General features: G+C 40.2%; 18 protein-coding genes. 8 read left to right on the forward strand and 10 right to left on the reverse strand.

Going from position 1 to position 20,392, the window contains the following annotated elements:
• Positions 1–145 precede the first annotated feature (145 nt).
• Entirely contained in the window at positions 146–1,675 is a 1,530-nt protein-coding gene (locus I6758_RS09175; protein ID WP_196604963.1) for a transposase, read from the forward strand.
• Between the two features lie 261 nt (positions 1,676–1,936).
• On the opposite strand, the gene ftsH is transcribed toward I6758_RS09175, so the two are convergent.
• The 6 genes from ftsH to I6758_RS09205 form a co-directional block, all read right to left on the reverse strand.
• Positions 1,937–3,931, reverse strand: a complete 1,995-nt coding sequence (gene ftsH / locus I6758_RS09180; RefSeq protein ID WP_196604964.1) for an ATP-dependent zinc metalloprotease FtsH — start codon at positions 3,929–3,931, stop codon at positions 1,937–1,939.
• 90 nt (positions 3,932–4,021) lie between these two features.
• Entirely contained in the window at positions 4,022–4,558 is a 537-nt protein-coding gene (gene hpt, locus I6758_RS09185; protein ID WP_196604965.1) for a hypoxanthine phosphoribosyltransferase, read from the reverse strand.
• A 126-nt stretch (positions 4,559–4,684) separates the two neighbouring features.
• Positions 4,685–6,082: a tRNA lysidine(34) synthetase TilS gene (gene tilS / locus I6758_RS09190; protein ID WP_196604966.1), complete on the reverse strand. Its 1,398-nt coding sequence runs from the start codon at positions 6,080–6,082 to the stop codon at positions 4,685–4,687.
• Positions 6,083–6,154: 72 nt separating this feature from the next.
• Positions 6,155–6,610, reverse strand: coding sequence for a S1 RNA-binding domain-containing protein (locus I6758_RS09195; protein ID WP_196604967.1), 456 nt, complete (start codon positions 6,608–6,610; stop codon positions 6,155–6,157).
• A 159-nt stretch (positions 6,611–6,769) separates the two neighbouring features.
• On the reverse strand, positions 6,770–7,072 hold the full coding sequence (locus I6758_RS09200; protein WP_231038607.1) for an FtsB family cell division protein: 303 nt from the start codon (positions 7,070–7,072) through the stop codon (positions 6,770–6,772).
• Between the two features lie 68 nt (positions 7,073–7,140).
• Positions 7,141–8,268, reverse strand: coding sequence for an MGDG synthase family glycosyltransferase (locus tag I6758_RS09205; RefSeq protein ID WP_196604968.1), 1,128 nt, complete (start codon positions 8,266–8,268; stop codon positions 7,141–7,143).
• A gap of 342 nt (positions 8,269–8,610) precedes the next feature.
• On the opposite strand from I6758_RS09205, the gene I6758_RS09210 reads away from it, so the two are divergent.
• From I6758_RS09210 to I6758_RS09225, 4 genes are read left to right on the forward strand one after another with little or no spacing between them, the layout of a single operon-like run.
• Complete coding sequence (locus I6758_RS09210) at positions 8,611–8,991, forward strand: universal stress protein (RefSeq protein ID WP_196604969.1); 381 nt, start codon at positions 8,611–8,613, stop codon at positions 8,989–8,991.
• A gap of 13 nt (positions 8,992–9,004) precedes the next feature.
• Positions 9,005–9,523, forward strand: coding sequence for a gamma carbonic anhydrase family protein (locus tag I6758_RS09215; protein WP_196604970.1), 519 nt, complete (start codon positions 9,005–9,007; stop codon positions 9,521–9,523).
• Between the two features lie 11 nt (positions 9,524–9,534).
• The gene (gene ndk, locus I6758_RS09220; RefSeq protein ID WP_196604971.1) at positions 9,535–9,957 is read left to right on the forward strand and encodes a nucleoside-diphosphate kinase; all 423 of its coding nucleotides are present in this window, start codon (positions 9,535–9,537) and stop codon (positions 9,955–9,957) included.
• Between the two features lie 14 nt (positions 9,958–9,971).
• Entirely contained in the window at positions 9,972–10,478 is a 507-nt protein-coding gene (locus tag I6758_RS09225) for a cob(I)yrinic acid a,c-diamide adenosyltransferase (RefSeq protein ID WP_196604972.1), read from the forward strand.
• Between the two features lie 29 nt (positions 10,479–10,507).
• On the opposite strand, the gene I6758_RS09230 is transcribed toward I6758_RS09225, so the two are convergent.
• From I6758_RS09230 to I6758_RS09245, 4 genes are all read right to left on the reverse strand, one after another.
• On the reverse strand, positions 10,508–11,272 hold the full coding sequence (locus I6758_RS09230) for a tRNA threonylcarbamoyladenosine dehydratase (RefSeq protein WP_196604973.1): 765 nt from the start codon (positions 11,270–11,272) through the stop codon (positions 10,508–10,510).
• Positions 11,273–11,497: 225 nt separating this feature from the next.
• Positions 11,498–12,982 (reverse strand): UxaA family hydrolase, encoded by a 1,485-nt coding sequence (locus I6758_RS09235; protein ID WP_196604974.1) that lies wholly within the window; start codon positions 12,980–12,982, stop codon positions 11,498–11,500.
• Positions 12,983–12,994: 12 nt separating this feature from the next.
• Positions 12,995–14,479: a tagaturonate reductase gene (locus tag I6758_RS09240; RefSeq protein WP_196604975.1), complete on the reverse strand. Its 1,485-nt coding sequence runs from the start codon at positions 14,477–14,479 to the stop codon at positions 12,995–12,997.
• Positions 14,480–14,490: 11 nt separating this feature from the next.
• A complete protein-coding gene (locus I6758_RS09245; RefSeq protein ID WP_196604976.1) occupies positions 14,491–15,510 on the reverse strand; it encodes a zinc-binding alcohol dehydrogenase family protein in 1,020 nt (339 codons plus the stop codon).
• Positions 15,511–15,972: 462 nt separating this feature from the next.
• Here I6758_RS09245 and recJ point away from each other — a divergent pair, with 462 nt between their 5' ends.
• From recJ to feoB, 3 genes are all read left to right on the forward strand, one after another.
• Positions 15,973–17,934, forward strand: coding sequence for a single-stranded-DNA-specific exonuclease RecJ (gene recJ, locus I6758_RS09250; RefSeq protein ID WP_196604977.1), 1,962 nt, complete (start codon positions 15,973–15,975; stop codon positions 17,932–17,934).
• A 246-nt stretch (positions 17,935–18,180) separates the two neighbouring features.
• Positions 18,181–18,405 (forward strand): FeoA family protein, encoded by a 225-nt coding sequence (locus I6758_RS09255; protein ID WP_196604993.1) that lies wholly within the window; start codon positions 18,181–18,183, stop codon positions 18,403–18,405.
• Between the two features lie 79 nt (positions 18,406–18,484).
• Entirely contained in the window at positions 18,485–20,383 is a 1,899-nt protein-coding gene (gene feoB / locus I6758_RS09260) for a ferrous iron transport protein B (RefSeq protein ID WP_196604978.1), read from the forward strand.
• Positions 20,384–20,392: the final 9 nt, after the last annotated feature.

Below are 20,392 nucleotides of genomic sequence, written 5' to 3' on the forward strand. Positions count from 1 at the left end.
TAAAAGGGGCTGTGAAATAACACTCCTATAAAAACAAAAGAGGATCGCTGGCTCGAAAGAGCCGGTGATCCTCTTTTTGTGGTAAAATTTTACGTGTCTAATGAAAAATTCAACCATCAATTATTTTAAAACAAAACAGGCAGTTTTGCCACTATTTATTTCGGATTTTCTGGATATTTGTGATCCTGTGCTGGTTTTCGACAGATTCATGGAGGGAATCGACTTGGAGAAGTACCTGAAAAATGTTCCGGAACACGTTACCGGACGCATCAGGTACAACCCGACCAGCATGTTGAAAACAATCTTATTTGGATTTATGACAAATGGATATATCTCGCTTCGCGAACTCGAAGATTGCTGTAAAGTCAATCTTCGCTTTATGTATCTCATGGAACACGAGACTCCATCTTATCGCACGTTCGGCTATTTTATCGAAACTATGCTCAAACCATCGGTTGAGGAATTGTTCAGCGAGATCAACAATAAAATTTTTGCCAAAGATCATGTGGATTTGAGCCATCTGTATATTGACGGTTCGAAATTTGAGGCAAATGCTAATAAATATAGCTGGGTATGGAAGAAAGCGACTGAAAAATCTAGATATAGACTTTTTGAAAAAGTCACGGGATTACTCGATGAAATCAACGACGATCTTGCCAGCTTTGGCATCAAAATTGATACGAATTCCGAATACGTTCCTGAGTACCTAAGTGAAGTAACGGATCGGTATGCCAAAATCTATGAAATAGATGAAACAAAATTTGTCCATGGAAAAGGCCATCGAAAAACACCCCAGCAGAGCTATTACGAACGGCTTCAGGAATATACAGCGAAACTCAAAGAATATGTTGAAAAGATAACCATTTGTGGTCCAGACCGGAACAGTTATTCCAAAACAGATCACTGTGCGACATTCATGCGGATCAAGACAGATTATATGGGCAACGACCAGCTCCTGCCAGCCTACAACATTCAATTTGGTATTGCAGATGAATACATAGCTGTAGCTGATGTAAATCAATACCGTGCAGACATGGATTGTTTTGTTCCCTTACTGGAGAAATTTCATAATACCTACGGATTTTATCCAAAGTATCCAGTTGCTGATGCAGGATATGGTTCATACAACAATTATATTTACTGTGAGCAACACGGTATGGAAAAGTATATGAAATTTACTATGTACAAGAAAGAAACTACTGACGCAAAGTATCGAGATAATCCGTTTCGGGCAGTGAATTTCAAGATTGACGAAAAAGGCACACTGCGTTGTCCGGCCGGACAGGCATTTCATCTGCAATACAGACAAAATGTAAAAGGGAATCGATACGGACGTCAGGAAGAAGTTTACCAGTGTGAAAATTGCAGGGATTGTCCGTATGCCTCCGAGTGCAAGACGACAGATAAAAATAGGACGATACGAGTTAATCAGGAACTAACTTCTATACACCAAGAAGTTGTGGATAACCTAGAAAGCATTCAAGGCGCGCTTCTTCGAATGAATCGCTCGATTCAATCTGAAGGCACTTTTGGCATCATGAAAAATAACCGCTGGTATAAAAGAATCGTTCGAAAAGGCATGAAACAAGTACGTTTAGAGATTTTCCTGGTTTCCATCGGGCACAATCTTTATAAATACCACAATAAAAGACTACGTTTGAAGAAAGCCGCATAAACTGTAGAAAAGCAGTTTTTATGGGGAAAGGGGTTGTATGCCCTTTTTTCAGTAATTGCCCGCTTGTTGCCTCAAACTGTGTAGAAAAAGAGGCTGTGGACAAAATGATTTCTCATTTTGTCACAGCCCCTTTTATTTTTACATTTTACTTATAATCTATCTTTTATAGAACATTTTTCATATAAAATAAAAAAGCCTGCCAGCTTGAAAAATACTTTTCCAAGTGACAGACCCCTTTATCAGCATCTTTATGAGAATATGCTACTTTCCGTTAGATGTCAAATTATAATCAAACTTTGGTTTCGGATTTACCGGACTTTCTTCAGTAGCAGTATCATCTGTTTTATCATGGGTTCCTACTGTTGATTCAGAAGAAGCTGTCTGTTCATCGGTAGTTTCTCCGGCAGATGATGGATTGTTATTATCACCATCGCTGCTATCATTATCTTCGCTGAGACCGCCCTTCTCCATAAGTTCCTTTAACTGTGATGCAGTCAACGTTTCATGTTCGATAAGTTTTGCAGCCAATAAATGAAGTCTATCAATATTTTCAATAATAAGTGTACGACATTCTTCATATGCCTCTTCAATATAACGGCGTACTTCCTTATCTATCTCACAGGCCACTTCTTCGCTGTAATTTCTTTGATTATTGAGATCCCGGCCGAGGAATACCTGATGATCATTGCCCTCGCCAAAGGAAATAGGCCCTAACACATCACTCATACCATATTGCATAATCATGTCACGAACAATACGTGAAGCCTGCTTAATATCATTTTGAGCACCTGTGCTGATTTCTTTTAAAATAACCTCTTCAGCAACACGTCCGCCGAGCGTGACCTTTAATTGATCAATCAATTCGCTGCGTGTGTGATAGGAGCGATCTTCTTTAGGAAGGCTAAGCGTATATCCCCCCGCACGGCCACGCGGTATAATCGTCACCTTATGAACAGGATCTGCATTTTTTAGCAGCAGCCCGGCCAGAGCGTGTCCGCCCTCATGATAAGCTGTCAAACGTTTATCTTTATCACTGATGACTTTTGATTTTCTTTCCGGTCCGACCATTACACGTTCAATAGATTCTTCAAGCTCCGTCATTCCAATGGTTTTCTTATCACGCCGTGCAGACAACAAAGCCCCCTCATTTATCAGATTGCTCAAATCAGCACCGGTGAATCCGGGAGTCTGTCTTGCCAATATCCCCAAATCAACGGACTTATCAATGGGCTTATTTTTAGCATGTACATTCAATATAGCTGTCCTTCCCTTAATATCGGGGCGGTCAACTACGATCTGCCGGTCAAAACGACCGGGACGCAAAAGCGCCGGATCTAGGATATCAGGACGATTGGTAGCGGCTATGATAATTATTCCTTCATTGGCAGCAAAACCATCCATTTCTACAAGCAACTGATTAAGTGTTTGTTCACGTTCATCGTGTCCGCCGCCAAGTCCTGCACCACGCTGCCTGCCAACAGCATCTATTTCATCAATAAATACTATGCATGGTGCATTTTTCTTTGCCTGATCAAACAGATCACGGACGCGCGAAGCACCCACGCCCACAAACATTTCCACAAAATCAGAACCGCTTATTGTGAAAAAAGGAACACCTGCTTCCCCAGCTACAGCTTTAGCCAAAAGAGTTTTGCCCGTGCCGGGAGGGCCAAAGAGCAAAACCCCCTTAGGGATACGAGCACCCAAGTCATTAAATTTCTTAGGATGTTTAAGGAATTCGACAACTTCTTCCAATTCCTGTTTGGCTTCATCGGCTCCGGCCACATCTTCAAAGGTAACCTTAACCTTATTAGTATTCATTTTTGCACGGCTTTTACCGAAAGACATAACACGATTGCCGCCGCCTTGAGTCTGCTGCATAATAAAAAACCAAACACCAATAAGCAGAATAATCGGCAGAATAGAAGTAAAGATACTTGTCCACAGAGGTGGGTCTGGAGGATTTTCTGCCTTTATTTCCACACCATTAGTTTGCAGTTTTGACAACAGTGAGGTGTCGTTATTTGGATAAGTAGGAGCAATGGTCGTAAATTCTGTTCCATCAGATAATGTGCCGCTTATAGTATTGTCAATGATAGTTACCTTTGAAATATTCTTCGCATCTACCTGTTGCAAAAACGCAGTATAGTTAATCTCTGGTTTTTTAGATGAGTTATTATAAAAATGATCTATCAACGAAACTGCTATCAGTATGATTAATACATAAAAGCCGGCATTTCGTAGAAATTTATTCAATATTTAATCCTCCTTATTGTAGTGCCATATTATGTAAAGCCTATGAGACAACATTATATCATCAAATATGGAAATTCTCAATTGCCAGGCTCAGGCATACACTGACTTTTTCAAAATACCTATGTAAGGAATATTGCGATATGTACTAGCATAATCCAGTCCATAGCCGACAATAAATTCATCAGGAACATCAAAACCTATATAATCGCCTTTAATATCAGTCCGTCTGCCTTCCGGTTTATTCAGCATTGCACACAGCTTCACACTTGCAGCTTTCCTATGTTCAAAATTTTCCTTCAGATACTTTAACGTAAGCCCAGAATCTATTATATCCTCAACTATTATTACATGTTTATTCTCTATATCTGTATCAATATCCTTCAATATTCTCACTGTTCCGCTGGTTTTTGTGCTGGCACCATAGCTGGATGCTGCCATGAAGTCAAATTTCACAGGAAGTTTTATTTCACGCACAAGATCAGCAAAAAACACTATAGCGCCTTTCAATATTCCAACAGCCACTATTTCTTTGCCGTCATAATCAGCTGTTATTTGTTTTCCTAATGCAACTACACGCTCGCGAATCTGTTCCTCAGTAAATAAAATTCTTTCTAAATCCTTATGCATAAAAAGAGCCGCCTTTCATTTTGGAACGTTTATTGTTTTATCCGATAATCCGGCTGCTCTAAATAATGATACCTTTCAAACGTTATTCAGATTTTACACCGTTGGATAATAATGCTGCTGAAAAACTCAATTATTAAAATTCAATATACTGTTATCATCTAACAATGAGAGCCTGATGAAAACTGTTGTCTTTTCGGTTGGGACACAGCGGCTGTCCTGTTGAATTCCTGCAACCCAGACAATACCACGATCATCAAAAAGCACAGGGATTTTATCACGGCTGGCACGGGGGATTTTATTATCAATAAATAAATCTTTCAATTTTTTATGTCCGTTCAATCCTTTAGGAGAAAATACATCGCCGTTTTTCCGCAAACGCACTTTCAATCGTCCCGCTAGTTTACTTTTGTCTATAAAGCACACTTTTCTTGTTTTAAGTTTCTGTGATGCATTTACCACTTCCGCATTTATAGTGATACCCTTGTCAAATATCTCTGTATTGCCGGGAATCCGGAGCAAAACATATAGATCACTGTTCATGGTATCAATCTGTTCCAGGAAAATAATCAATTTGCCATATTCCACTGACGCTTTTAGTGAATTAGGCAGATCTATAACAGAACCTGTTTTATTTTTTAGAGATAATTTTATTATATCATCAATATGTATGTTTTTTATGTCTTTTAGATCATTGCATAAATCTGATATGGCCAGACGGATGATTTTCCTCTTTATGGCAACATGCTGAAGCAAAAGCTCTTCTAGGGAAAATATACATTTATTGCCGCTCCTGACAGCAATTTTCCTGTAAATAATCTGTGAGTATGTTGTCAGAAAGTCGTTTTCCTCTGCGAGAAGATCAGCTGTTCGGCATAATGACGCTTCAACATTAAAATTATAATTTTTCAGATATGGCAGTAATTCTATTCTTATCCGATTGCGTGTATATGCAATATCTCCATTAGTAGCATCATAGCGGGGATGTAAATCATAACTGACACAATAGTTTTCTATTTCAGCGCGTGTACAGTCAAGCAGAGGACGTATTATGTTACCCGCTTTGGGACGAATACCGGAAAGTCCGTCAATTCCAGCACCGCGCAATATATGCATAAGAACCGTTTCCGCTTGATCTCCACGATGGTGTGCGACAGAAATAGCGGAACAACCAAGAAGCGCAGCTGTCTCCTGAAGAAAATCATACCGAAGCTCTCGTGCAGCGGTTTCAAGTGATATTTTATGTCTGTCGGCATATGCACAGGCATCTACACTTTTGGAATAAAAAGGGACATGCTGTATACAGCAAAATTTTTCAACAAATTGCGCATCTTCCACAGAAGCTTTTCCTCTTATTCCATGTTCAACGTGCGCTGCAAATATTTGCAAATTGTACTCTTCTGCCAGCCGCATGAAAAGGTGTACCATGCATAAAGAATCCGGTCCTCCTGAACAAGCGAGAAGTATACGATCTTCTGCATGAAAAAGATGATATTTTTTATTGAATTCTATAACACGTGTTAACATTGTTCTCCCTGCTTTTAGGCAGCTACATACAAAAAGCACCCCTTTAATAGAGTGCTTTTGGAAAATTATAAATTATTCATAATGGCGTGAACCACGACCGCCGCGCTTTGAATCAGTTTTTTTCCGCAAGTCCGTAAGTTTTTCATCACTGTCTTTTAAGAATTTAGAGAGTTTGTCTTCAAAGGTCGGAGCCCCTATACTATTCTGCCGGCGAAAATCGGTATTAAAATTTTTTCGTGGGACAAATTTTACCGGAGCTGTATTTACCCTCGGTGCTACAGGCTGCGGAGGTTTTTTTTCTTGAAGTTGCTTTATAGATAGCCCGATTTTATTGCCGTCTATGGTAAGAACTTTAACTTTTACCTTATCGCGCTCTTTAAGAAAATCCTTTACATCCTTAACATATACATCGGCAACCTCAGATATATGAATCAGACCTACTTTACCCCCGGGCAGTTCAACAAATGCGCCAAAATTTGTTATTCCCGTCACTGTGCCTTCGAGTACATTGCCAACTTCAATTGACATAAAATTATTGAATCCTCCTTAAAGTTAAGCCATTTTAATGGTATTATACCCTTAGATTATCAACAGTGTCAAGGGAATAAAAATCAAATAAGGCTGAGATATAATTTATTTTAGGGTTTCTGCGCTAAACAGGATAGAATGATCGCGACGCCGTTCTCTTCACTTATCCGATGCGACATAGGGAATCTCATCTTTTCTTGTCATCCCCAATTCTTCACGGGCAATCTTTTCAATATATGCCGGATCCTGCAATGCTTGTTTTTCTTCACTAAGCTCTTTATTCTTTGTCTGCTCTTCCTCAAAACGCGTTTGAATAGCAGCACGTTCTTGTTCTATATTACTTATATATATCTGCTGATTTACCGCAATATAAATGAAATACCCCAGAGCTGCAAAAAGAATAATAACAAAAATATCAAAACGACGTTTTTTGATACAGACCACTTCCTCGAAAATAAACAAAGATATTATATATTATTTCTCACAGACTCACACACTCTCTTGCCCGTATGTTTAATAAACAAAATATTTCAGTCCTCAGCCAAAAACCCAGACATTGCATCGACAATTTTTGAGGCAGCGTAAGGCTCTTTCAGATTTCTGGCATTTTGTTTCATCCATAAAAGCCTTTCCTTATCAGTGAGAATTTCTTTGACGGTCTCACTGATGTGCTCTTTTTTCTGTACCCATATGGCTACGCCGTTATCTGCCAGATAAGTAGCATTTTCCGATTCAGGTCCGGGAATAGGCGCATGCAATACCATTGGCAGCTCTCTTGCCATTGCTTCGCTGATAGTCAAAGCCCCCGGTTTGCTTATCAAGAGTGTAGAAATAGCCATTAATTCATTAATGTTGTGAGAATAACCCCAAACCTTTATCAAATGACGAGAGTGAGCAATATGGCAGTTCACCTCTGACCATAATGAAATATTGGCACCCGCCACCACAAGGATTTGCATGGGCATTGCCAGATTTTCCAAGGCCTCGAGAGCATATTTTACACTGCCGAGCCCAAGACCGCCACCCATGATCAATATAATAGGCGTGTTATTGTTTAATTCAAATTTTGTGAGCAGTGCATTTTTATCAAATTGTTCACTGAAAACCTTATTTATCGGTATTCCGGTCACAGCTACACGCTCCGCACCTATACCGCGCTCAAGCAATTCCTGCTTAAGTCCCTCATGTGCGATAAAATACATGTCAACATTTTTGTATATCCATATCTGATGCAGACAAAAATCAGTGACCACCGTAAAAAGCATGGCATCAGTCTTTTTTTTGCTCTTTAAATATGATGCGGCAGCACAGGGAAAAGGATGTGTGCAAATTATAATGTCTGCACGATACTTTTCAATTATTGATGCCATATTGTGCTTCATAAAGTAAGCCAGCAGTACTTGAATAGAAGACCCCTTCATACGGCCTGATGTAAAATTGTAGAGAAATTCATAAAGTGCCGGTATAAAATCCAGCATTTTAAGATAAATCTCTTTCAGCAAGTCATTTAAATATGCTGTTTCAGGTGACATGAAGTCAACAACATTAATCTTTGCGGAAGGGTAGCGATTCTTTAATTCATTGTTGACAGCCGCAGCTGCTTTATTATGACCTGAACCAATAGATGCTGTAACAATAAGAATATTTTTCTGTGTCATGTCTGACTGTTCCTCCAACCTGCAAATAAAAGCAGAATTGACGTATAGTAATTTTGATGAAAATTCTTTCTTTAGAAATAAAAAAGCATACATGCATATATAATGAAGTTGATTTATTTGCCCAAAGCCATTATATGCATTCTGTATTTTATCATATACTTTTGGTTGTGTACAGCTTTCTGTAAATTCATCATACTTTTAGAATCATTATATAATGATTTCAGGCTGTTATGAAATTACCAATATAGTCAAATTTATTTTTGAGATCCTCTTTAGAAAAAGGATTTTGGCAAATTTTAACGAAAATAAGAATTATACAAATATATTATGGGGGAAATTATTATGAAAACGCTAAATAAAATAGTAGTTGCGGCTGACGGGTCTGTAGATGGCTGCAAAGCTGTGGATACGGCGATTCATCTTGCTGAAAAAAGCGGAGCACAGCTGGATTTTGTTTATATCTCCAGCCACATAAATAAAGACATCCCCAGTGATTTGGTCTTTAATGCGATATGGGACAAATTACCGGCAGGAGTAAGCGCAAGAAAACATGTTGAGACCGGCTCAGTTCATAAAGCTGTCATCGAGTTGGCCAGAAGAGAAAATGCTGATCTTATAATAATGGGAAGCAGAGGACTTGGTCTTTTCAAAGGAGCATTCATAGGCAGCAAAAGCCAAAAAGTGGTTGAATATTCAGACATCCCAGTCATGGTTGTAAAATAAAGGAGGGAGCAATATGCCTATCATTCCATACAAAGGTAAAAGACCGCAAATCGGCAAAAATGTTTTCATCGCGCCTACCGCTGTTATAATCGGTGATGTAACGATTGGGGATAACTCAAGTATTTGGTATAATGCCGTATTGCGAGGCGATATGAACTCTATTATAATCGGCAGCTACACTAATATACAGGACAACACCACAATCCACGTAATGGAATGCAAACCCACTATTGTCGGCAGTTATGTTACAGTAGGTCATAATGTAGTAATGCATTGCGATAAAATCGGTGATAATTGCCTTGTCGGAATGGGGTCAATATTGCTTGGCATGTGCACCGTCGGAGACAACAGCATTATCGGTGCCGGAACTTTGGTTCCACATAAGACCAGGCTGCCTTCCAATTCTATGATCTTAGGATCTCCTTATAAAGTAAAAAGAGAACTGCATGATGACGAAATAGAGGCCATCCATCAATCGGCCCTTAATTATCATCTTCTTGCCGAAAATTACACAGCTGAAAAGCAGGAGTGAATATAATAAAAATGGCGGAAAAAACATTGATTTTAATAAAACCGGATGCTGTTAAAGTCGGTAACACAGGAAAGATTTTATCCATTTACGAAGCAAGCGGCTTAAAAATTGTTGCCCTGCGAATGCTTGTGATGACCAGAGAGCTGGCTGCAAAACATTATGAAGAGCACATCGGCAAGACCTTTTACAGCCGATTGGTTGATTTTATGACTTCCGGACCTCTGGCAGCTGCAGTGCTGGAAGGAGAAACCGCTGTTGCCAAGGCGCGTGCCGTCAACGGTGCCACCGATCCTTTACAGGCCGAAGCCGGAACGATCCGCAAATTATTTGCAGAAGATAAAACGCACAATGCTGTACATGCTTCTGACAGCGTGAAAAACGCTGAGAGAGAAATATCCATATTTTTTTCAGAAGCAGAAATTTTTGATATTTGACTGGAGGAATTTAGATGTCTATTTGCACAAAGACTGGTGATAAGGGTGAGACCAGTTTATATACGGGACAGCGTATTGCTAAAAACTCTCTGCGGGTAGAGAGCTACGGCAGTGTTGATGAAATAAACTCCGCTTTAGCGATGGCAAGAGCGTCATCAGGCAAACCTAGAATCAAGAAAATCATCAAAGACCTGCAGCAGATGAATATGACCCTTATGGCTGATCTGGCAAGCATAGATGCAAAACCGCGAATCACAGAAAAGGACGTCGGCATTTTAGAAGATTTGATTGCCGAGCTGGAAAAGGCTCTGCCGCCTCTGAAAGCTTTTATAATACCCGGTGATACATTGTGCGGTGCGTTCCTCGATTCGGCTCGTACAGCAGCAAGACGCGCCGAAAGGAGAGCATTGACATTATCCCAAAGTGATGAATCCGCTGTGGCTCTCCAAGACAAGCTATTTTTAAATAGATTATCCGATCTGTGTTTTTTATTAATGCGTTTTGAGGAAACAGAAAAATAATGGACTGCCGCGTTTAGCGCGGCAGTCCATTATTTTTTTGTTTCTTCAACCAGTTCATTTATAATTTCACCAGCTATAATCATACCTACAATAGGCGGAATAAATGAATTACTGGACGGGATCTGACGCCGCTGCGTACATTTTCTGGCTGTTCCCGGTGGACATACACAATGCGACCGGCAGCTGTTCGCCGGGTCATCGATCGGCACAGAAGGTTTTTCTTTTGAAAAAACCACTTTCAACTTTTCTATGCCTCGTTTTTTCAATTCCTTGCGCATCACCTTGGCAAGAGGACAAACAGAAGTTTTATATATATCTGTTATTTCAAAAAGCAGCGGATTTGTCTTGTTTCCCGCTCCCATTGCACTGATTATGTGAACATTGTTCTTCTGAGCTTGAACCGCAAGATCCACTTTCCCCGTCACAGTATCAATAGCATCAACTATATAATCAAATTCCTCAAAATTAAAATTCTCGGCACTCTGCGGCGAATAAAAGGTTTTTCTCGGTCTGACGACACATTCAGGATTTATCTGCCGAATCCTTTCAGCGGCAACGTCGACTTTATACCTTCCTATCGTCTCACGCAAAGCATAAATCTGACGATTTATGTTTGTCAGGCATATTTTATCATCATCAACAAGCTCAAGAGTCCCTATTCCGGCTCTGGCAAGTGCTTCAACTGTGTAGCCGCCCACTCCGCCTATCCCAAAAACAGCGATTTTAGCATCAGCCAGCCTTTCCAAAGCCTTCCTTCCATATAAGAGCTCTGTTCGTGAAAATTGATTTAACATAAGGTTGCTTCTGTCCTTTTCTTTGAAATTATAATCAGCAGGAAAATAAACATCCCTGCAATTCGTTTTTGTTTAGGAACGAATGCACTTTTTGAGTATGTCATTATTCCTGAAACTATAATAGCATAAGTAGACAAAATTCCCAAATATTTCTTACCGCTGTCTGTGAGATTATTCATTCAGGCTATAATAAAGACACATTTATCAAGCCCGCTCAAATAAATTTTATTCAGTTACGCCATCTTTCATTATGGCTATTTCGTGGAAATCCATATCCTCCGATTTTGTTGTCTCACCTGAAGCAATTTGGAGTATCTGCTTAAAAAGGCTATCTCTCATAGTTTCCATAGGTATATCCTGCAGAAGCTTACCGGCGTCAAAATCTATCCAGTTGACCTTGTGCCGAGCCAGACGGGAATTGGTAGAGATTTTTAAAACCGGCACAATAGTTCCCCACGGTGTACCTCTTCCTGTGGAAAAAAGTATGAGCTGACAGCCCGCTGCCGCCAATGCTGTGGTCGAAACAGAATCGTTCCCCGGTGCGTCAAGCAGCTGCAGTCCTTTATTTTTTATAGTGTCAGCATAATCCAGGACGGCAGTTACGGCTGCCCGTCCGCCTTTTTGAACGCAGCCAAGAGATTTGTCTTCAAGAGTAGTTATCCCGCCTGCCTTGTTGCCGGGAGACGGATTATCCGATATTATCTGCCCATAGCGTTTAAAATAATTTTTAAAATTATTTACCAGATCAACAATATCGTCAAAAACCTCTTTGGTTTCAGCACGATTCATCAAAAGTGTTTCAGCGCCAAACATTTCCGGTACCTCTGTCAAAAGTGCCGTACCACCGCTGCCGATAAGCAGATCCGAAAGAGCTCCGATAAGCGGATTAGCTGTTATTCCTGACAATCCATCTGAACCGCCGCATTTTAGTCCTATCTTCAGTGCGCTTAACGGACATTCTGTCCTTTCAAATTCTGCGGCATATTTTACCAGCTGCCGCAGCAAGTTTTCCCCTTCCGCATTTTCATCCTGCACCTCCTGTGTAATAAGAAATCGTATACGTTTTTCATCATATTTTCCTAAAGCCTTTTTAAACTCTGCTATATTATTATTTTCGCAGCCAAGGCCCACTACCAATACGGCACCGGCATTAGGATGGTTTACTATATCTGCCAGAATACGCTGTGTTCTGAGATAATCATCTCCTATCTGCGAACATCCATACGGGTGGCTCACAGCTATGCACCCGTCAATATTTGTATAATCCGCACATAATTTTCTGCCTATTTTCTCTAAAAAACGAATTGTGCCAGTGACACAATTTACTGTCGGTACAATAAAAACTTGGTTGCGGATGCCTACTGATCCATCATTGCGTTTAAATCCCATAAAGCTGCCTTGCGTCGAAGGCAGCTCGGATCGTATACCCGGCATATACTGATAAGTCAAAATTTCGCCAAGATTTGTTTGCACATTATGCGTGTGGATATGGAAACCGGCAGATATATTTTCACTGGCATGGCCTATAGGAAATCCATATTTGATAATATTTTCATTCTTTGCTATATCTTTCAGCGCAAATTTATGACCAAAGTGAATATCATCATGCAAAATTATCTCTCTTCCGCCTGCTCTTACCGTGCTTCCGGCAGAGAGATCTTCTAACGCAACAGCGGCATTATCAATTTTATTTATTTGCAGTGCCTGCATATGCTACACCCCTCACAACAGCGATTCCATGACGGAACGGCTGCCTTCCTTATCCAATCGATACAAATATGCGCCGACAGACTGAACAATATTAAGTTCTGCCAGATCTGCGTCCCAAAGGACAACGTCCTCTATAACAGCTGCTGCGGTTGCCTCAGCTCCTTCCGGGGTACCGTTATACAGCTTCCAGGCCGCATCAAGCTTTATTATATTCTCCTCATCATCTGTCAGTTCGTATTCTATACCATCACGTAGTCCATATAAATGATTCTTATCCACGCGCACAGGTTTATATACAAATATATAAGCCGCAAAAGCGAATAAAAGTTCCTGCGGAAATTCATCAAATTTACGGTGATAATCAAGCAGGGAAGGCAATACTCTGATTTTAAATTTAGATGTGGAATTTAGTAATATACTAAGCAAATAATGTTTGATAAATGGATTTTGAAAACGCTCAATTACAGCTTCGGCAAAATCCTCAAGCATTTTTTTATCCATATCCACAGACGGAAGAATAATTTCTCTGATAGTATGACAGGCAAAGCGGCCTGCTGTTTTATCCTGCATCATTTCTGCCACCGTATCCAATCCGGCCAGAAACGCAGCCGGTACATTGGCTGTGTGTCCGCCGTTCAAAAGCCGTACCTTTCTCTGTCTGTATTTTGTTATGTCACTTTCGACCGCAACATTCAGACCGACTTTTTGCAGCGGCAGCTTTTCCTTCAGACAGTCATCACCCTCAATGGCAAAAAAATGAAACGGTTCTCCGCATACCAACAGCTCATCTGCGTAACCAAGTTCTTTATTGAATTCTTCCGCTTCATCTTTTGGATAACCGCTGACTACCCTGTCCACAAGCGTATTATAAAATTTATTATGTTCATTGAGCCATTCACAGAAGCTTGCCGGCAGATTCCATTGCCGGGCATATTTCATAATAAGCTTTTTTAAAAGTATTCCGTTGTCTTCCAAAAGCTCACAGGGAATAATATACATACCCTTATCGGCGGCACCATTATAATACCTATATCTGTGATATAAATATAGTGTTAGTTTCCCCGGAAACGACTGCGGCGGTGTCATCTCTGCCTTATCTTCATTATTATAGGAAAGTCCTGCCTCAGTGGTGTTGGAAAAAACATATTCTATCGCTGGATCCTCTGCACATTTAAGTACCTTCTGCCAATCCGTATATGGATTTATCCCACGGCTGACCGAAGTAATGATTTCCTTTTCATTAACAGTCGCACCATTTTGTACACCTCTCAGCACAGTTGTATAAAGACCATCCTGCGCATTAAGTTTTCCTATCACGCGGCCATGCGGTGTCGGCTGTACTGCAACGATCCGTCCGTTAAAAATATTTTTTTTATTCAAACGATCGATCATCCAATCTATAAAACAACGTAAGAAATTTCCCTCACCAAACTGAATTATTTTTTCCGGCAGATCATTTTTCAATTCCGGATGTAACATAAGATTCAGTGTCTGCATATTGATCACTCCTAAAATTTTATTACTACTTTCAACATGGATGCGGCATTTTTGCTGAAATCATAAAAAGCCTTATCCGCCTTATCAAAATCATAAGTATTGGTAACTATCTTTTCAAGATCTACTTCCCCTGCCTTGACTAAACCTATCAAGGCAAGAAAATCTTTTTTCAGCGCATTGCGTGATCCGAAGACATTAAGCTCCTTTTTCTGTAAAAGCGTAAAGTCAAAATCATGCTTGTTTTTACCAACACCTATCTGGACCATGCGTCCGCCAAACGCAGCTGCATCAATGCAGTTTTGGAAAGTGGACGGCAGGCCCACTGCCTCGATCGTAACATCAAAAAGATTATTTGATGTTACATTGTTCACTTTTTTCAGAAAATCTTCCGGTCTGTCATTTAAAATACCGCCAGCCAAGTGAAATGTATTTACAGCATAATTCATTTTTTGTTCCGAAATATCGGCAATATAGACATTTGCCCCTGCGGCCTTTGCCGCTATGGATGCCAAAACGCCTATGGTCCCCGCCCCGACAACAAGGACATTGTCACCTTTTTTCACATGTGCACGGCTGACACCGTGATAGCTGATACAAAACGGTTCTATCAAAGCCAATGTTTTCGCTGGCAATCCTTTTCCATCATATATACGCTCCACCGGCATAGTTATATATTCTGAAAAAGCACCATCTCTTTGTGCTCCTAATGTTTCGTTCTCTGTACAGCAATTTACCAGTCCACGCTGGCAGGAATAACATCTCCCGCAGTTAAAATACGGATTGCAGGTTACTGTCATGCCTGCTTTCAGATTTTGATCATTTTTATCAATTTCAACTATTTCAGCAGAAAATTCATGACCGGGGATACGCGGATATGAGGCATAAGCAAAAGTCCCGCGATATGTCCCGAGATCACTGCCGCAGATTCCCCCGTAAAGTACTTTAAGCAGCGCTTCCCCCTGCCCGCGCATCGGTTTTGGCGTATCGATAATTTCTACCTGCCCCGGTGTAGGAATAATAATTGTTTTCATAAAAAACGCACCTCTATATTTTTTCTATTTTTTCATTTATCATAGAAAGCAAAAACCATGCCAATTATAGGTACTATATATAACAGCCGCAACAGATCGTCAATAATGTCAATGCTGAATTTTTTTGCAGCTCTAAGAATAGGATGCAAACTCAATGAATATAAGATTTTATTATATATAGTACAAGATAAATATATATAATGATCTAATATAAAATTTATATAAAAATTTTTGCTCACTACAACAAATGGAAAAATCATACTCTTGATATACTTATTTATTTCATATTTGCATTTAATATTTTTCAAATATGAAATATTAATATTATGTCAAGCAATCTTCAGAATAATAAAATTACCACACAAACTTTATGCTATACTATTGTAATATCCTATATGCTAAACGCAGAGGATAAAATTTTCCATCGGAGATTCTAGTGATGAGGAGCGCTGAAAAGCTTTTATGAAAAAAAAATGGAACATTTCCCCTGCTGACGCTGCCGGACAACGTCTTTGGGCTGAAAAATTAAATATATCTCCGGCAGCCGCGGGGGTTTTGCTAAAAAGAGGATGGACACTGCAAAATGCACAGGCATTTTTAAATGTCCAAGAGCAAAATTTTTACGATCCCTTTTTGCTGCCTAATATGCAGGCGGCAGTCGCACGAATAAAAGCTGCTATCTTTAAAAAAGATCTTATAACTATATTTGGTGATTATGATGTAGACGGCATAACAGCAACCGCCGTCCTGTATAAAACCTTAAAAGAGCTCGGTGCTCTGGTCGAATATTATTTGCCTGACAGGCAAAGTGAGGGCTACGGAGTACACAAACAATCCATCGACAAATTCATAGGACAGACAAATTTACTTATAACAGTGGATTGCGGTATCCGTTCGACGGAAGAAATGGAATATGCCGGAAATTACATGGATGTAATAGTAACCGATCATCATCTGCCGGGACCACAGCTGCCGGCAGCTGTGGCTGTCATAGATCCTAAAAGAGATGACAGCTGCTATCCCGATGAAAACCTTGCCGGAGTGGGCGTAGCCTTTAAGCTCTGCCAAGCTCTGTGGCAGAATGTAAAAAACGAAGAATTCACCAAATATCTGGACATTGTCGCTTTGGGAACAGTAGCGGACATAGTGCCTCTTTTAAATGAAAACAGAAAAATAGTCAAATCCGGTTTAACTGCCATAGAAAATACCGGTCTTATAGAATTAATAAAATTATGCGGATTGAAAAAAGAAAATATCACGGCAGGGCATATAGGCTTCGTACTGGGTCCGCGGCTCAATGCCGCGGGACGTCTTAAGCATGCCGGTATCGGTGTAGAACTGCTTTTGACAGAAGATAGAGAAAAGGCCTCAGAGCTGGCCAAATATCTCGATGATGAAAATAAAATTCGGCAAAGTTTGGTAGAAAGCACTTTTGCCGAGGCGGTAAAAACAGTACACGCCAATAATTATGATAAAACAACCGCTATAGTAGCTGCCGGTCAAAATTGGCATCCAGGGATCATTGGTATTGTCGCATCACGCTTAGTAGAAGAATTCTATCGTCCGACCGTAGTGATCAGTCTCAATGAAGAAGCCATAGGAAAGGGATCATGCAGAAGCATCAGAGGATTCAATATATGTGATGCTTTGTCCGCATCAGATGATGTACTTGAATCCTTCGGCGGACATGCAATGGCTGCCGGACTGACTATAAATAAAACCAAAGTAGAGCTTTTCCGAAAAAAATTCACACAATATGCCGACGACTTTTTGACGGAAGAAAATTTACAGCCTTTATTGGAAATAGCAGAAGTTCTGCATCCGGAAGAGGTGACTAAAAAACTTATTACGGATATAGCACAGCTGGAACCGTTTGGTGTTGGAAATCCCGCACCCCTTTTCCTATGCGGCGGAGTACAGGCGAAAAATCCCAAAAGGCTAGGAAAAAATGGGGAACATCTTAAATTTGTATTTTCCGTAAAAGATAGGCTCTATACTGCTCTAGGCTGGGGATTCGGCGAGTTTGCCGACAAATTGGCAAATAAAAATGCGATCTTCGTTTTTCACCCCGAAATAAACATTTGGAATGGCAAAGAGCAAATTCAGTTTAACATAAAAGATATAAAAATGGATGAACGAAAATATCCTTCTCATGATGAAATAGGCTTGTTTTATATTTTCTTGAAAAAGACGTTATCTGCGGGAAAAACAGCAAGGCTGGACACTGATACTATCAGAAAAGCTTACACTCATTTTTCGGCAAAAGCCATTACTGCAGAAGAAATAGAATATTGTCTGCAGGTATTATCGGAAATAAATATAATAAATTTTAACAAAACCGATCATAGCATAGAACTTTTACCCTTGCCAAAAGAGAAAAAAAATATAAATACATCAAAAACATTTCTTCAGCAGTACATATGATAATTTGATCATCTATTTTAAACATTTTTGTCGAATACAGAGGGATATCTATACTTTTTAATATTGACGTTGACAACCATTATCATTATCTGTATTATATTGATATAGCCAATATATGTATTATTTTAGGAAATACCAATCTAATAATAACCGACACGGTTGTTTTGACAGATTCAGTGTTCCTCAAGTGCTAATTCAACATTAATGGGAGTGATAATGATGGCAGTTGTTGTTGGGCAGGATAAGATGACTCTGAATCGTGTTCACGCTGGTAGCAGTGTGAAAGTAGAATATCTGGAAACATCGCCTCTGAAAGAACGGCTTATGAGTATGGGATTAGTTCCCGGAACGATTATAAAAGTGCTGCGAAGCGCTCCGTTAGGCGACCCTATGGCAATCAGCGTACGGTCTTATAATCTGGCCTTGCGTCTTAATGACGCCGAAAAAATTGTGGTATCACCCACAGCATGATTTTCTGTGTGCTTTTGCATTTATATAGTGGAGTGCAATATTAATCAGAGAAAACAGTTTGATTATATGGAGGAATTAGATGTCAACATTATCTGTAGCCTTAACAGGAAATCCGAACACGGGCAAATCTACAATATTCAATGAATTGACGGGCGCACGTCAGAAAATAGGCAATTGGCCCGGAGTTACAGTAGATAAAAAAATGGGATATGTCAGTCACGACAACAGGGCAATTTCCATAGTCGATCTGCCAGGGACATATAGTATAAATGCGCGCTCACCGGAAGAACAGATAGTAATCGATTATCTGCTTAATGAAGGCCCCGATATCGTGGTAGATGTGGTCGATTCTTCAAATATAGAACGCAATCTTTTTTTGACGCTCCAACTCTTGGAACATCGCATCCCGGTTCTCATCGATCTTAACATGATGGACGAAGCGGCTGCACATGGTCTCAAAATTTCTTCCAAGAAGCTTTCAGAAGCTCTCGGTATGCCGGTAGTGGAAACAGTGGGCAGGAGCAATAAAAGTACACGGAAGTTACTGGATATATTTACTTCTACAGTAATGAACAATTATAAAAACAGTGAACTTATCGAAAATCATATCAAAACTGTTGAAGCTGTACGTACCGGTGATTTGAATGACGAGTTAAAAGAGGAAAAAATCATTTCTCTTCGCTATGAATTAATAGATAAGATCTCTGCTGATGTTCTGGTGAGAAATGATCCCAAAAAGAATTTTTCAGAACATCTCGACCGCATTCTTGCCAATGGTTTTTTGGCGCTTCCTTTACTCTTAGTGATACTTTATCTGGTCTTTTCCATTTCTTTTACCTGGGTGGGCAAACCACTGCAGGATGCCTTGGGTGATTTTATCAGTGACACACTCTCTCCATGGGTAGCCGGCGGTTTGGAATCATTGCAGGTCGCCCCGTGGCTTGATTCACTGATATCCGATGGGATAATTAATGGTATGGGTTCCGTAATTGCCTTTGTACCGCTTATTTTCACACTGTTTTTCTGTCTGAGTTTTCTTGACGGCACTGGCTATATGGCACGTATCGCTTTTGTCATGGATCCGATTATGCGGCGGGCAGGACTTACAGGCAAGGGCATAATGCCTTTAGTCATGGGTTTTGGCTGTGGTGTTCCTGCTATTATGGGCGCACGTGCACTCGATTCGGAAAAAGACAGACTGATATCAATCCTTATTACACCATTTTTAACTTGCAGTGCAAAACTCCCCATTATGGCTTTGTTCGCTGCAATGTTTTTTCCCGATAATGCCGTGAATGTGGTATTCTCCATGTATATCGCCGGACTTGTCATGGCTATCGTCATGGCAAAAGTATTGAGTTTTACAACTTTTAAAAACGAACGTTCCAGCTTCTTTCTGGAATTGCCTCCATATCGCATGCCAGATATGAAAACCGTGCTTCTGGAAACTTGGGACAAGGGCAAGGGGTATCTGATAAAAGCTGGAACTATTATATTTTCAATGTCTATACTCATTTGGTTTTTGAGCAATTACAATTTGAGCGGCCCCACAGAAGACATGGATCAAAGCTTATTGGCATCAGTCGGCTCCGCAATGTCTGCCTTATTTACTCTTCACGGTTTTTCCAGCTGGGAAAGTGGTGCCGCAATCGTTACGGGTATTTTGGCAAAGGAATCTGTCGTTTCGACAATGGGTATTATTTACGGAGTAAGCGGTGTTTCAACCGAAGCATCTGATGCCGCAGAAACAGCATCACAGCTTATAGGCAGCATGGGCGGAGCATTTACTGCACTTTCTGCATTAAGCTTCATGATATTTTCCCAGCTTTATACACCTTGTGTCACGGCACTAGGAACTATAAAAAAAGAAACCGGTAAATGGAAATGGGTTGCCTTTGCGGCTCTTTATACTTTTGCGGCCGCCTGGATAGTCTCGCTTCTGGTTTACCAGGGCGGAAAATTATTGGGATTTGATTAATTACAGGAG

Origin of the sequence: Pectinatus haikarae, from assembly GCF_015732185.1 — a bacterium.
Taxonomy (GTDB): Bacteria; Bacillota; Negativicutes; order Selenomonadales; family Selenomonadaceae; genus Pectinatus; species Pectinatus haikarae.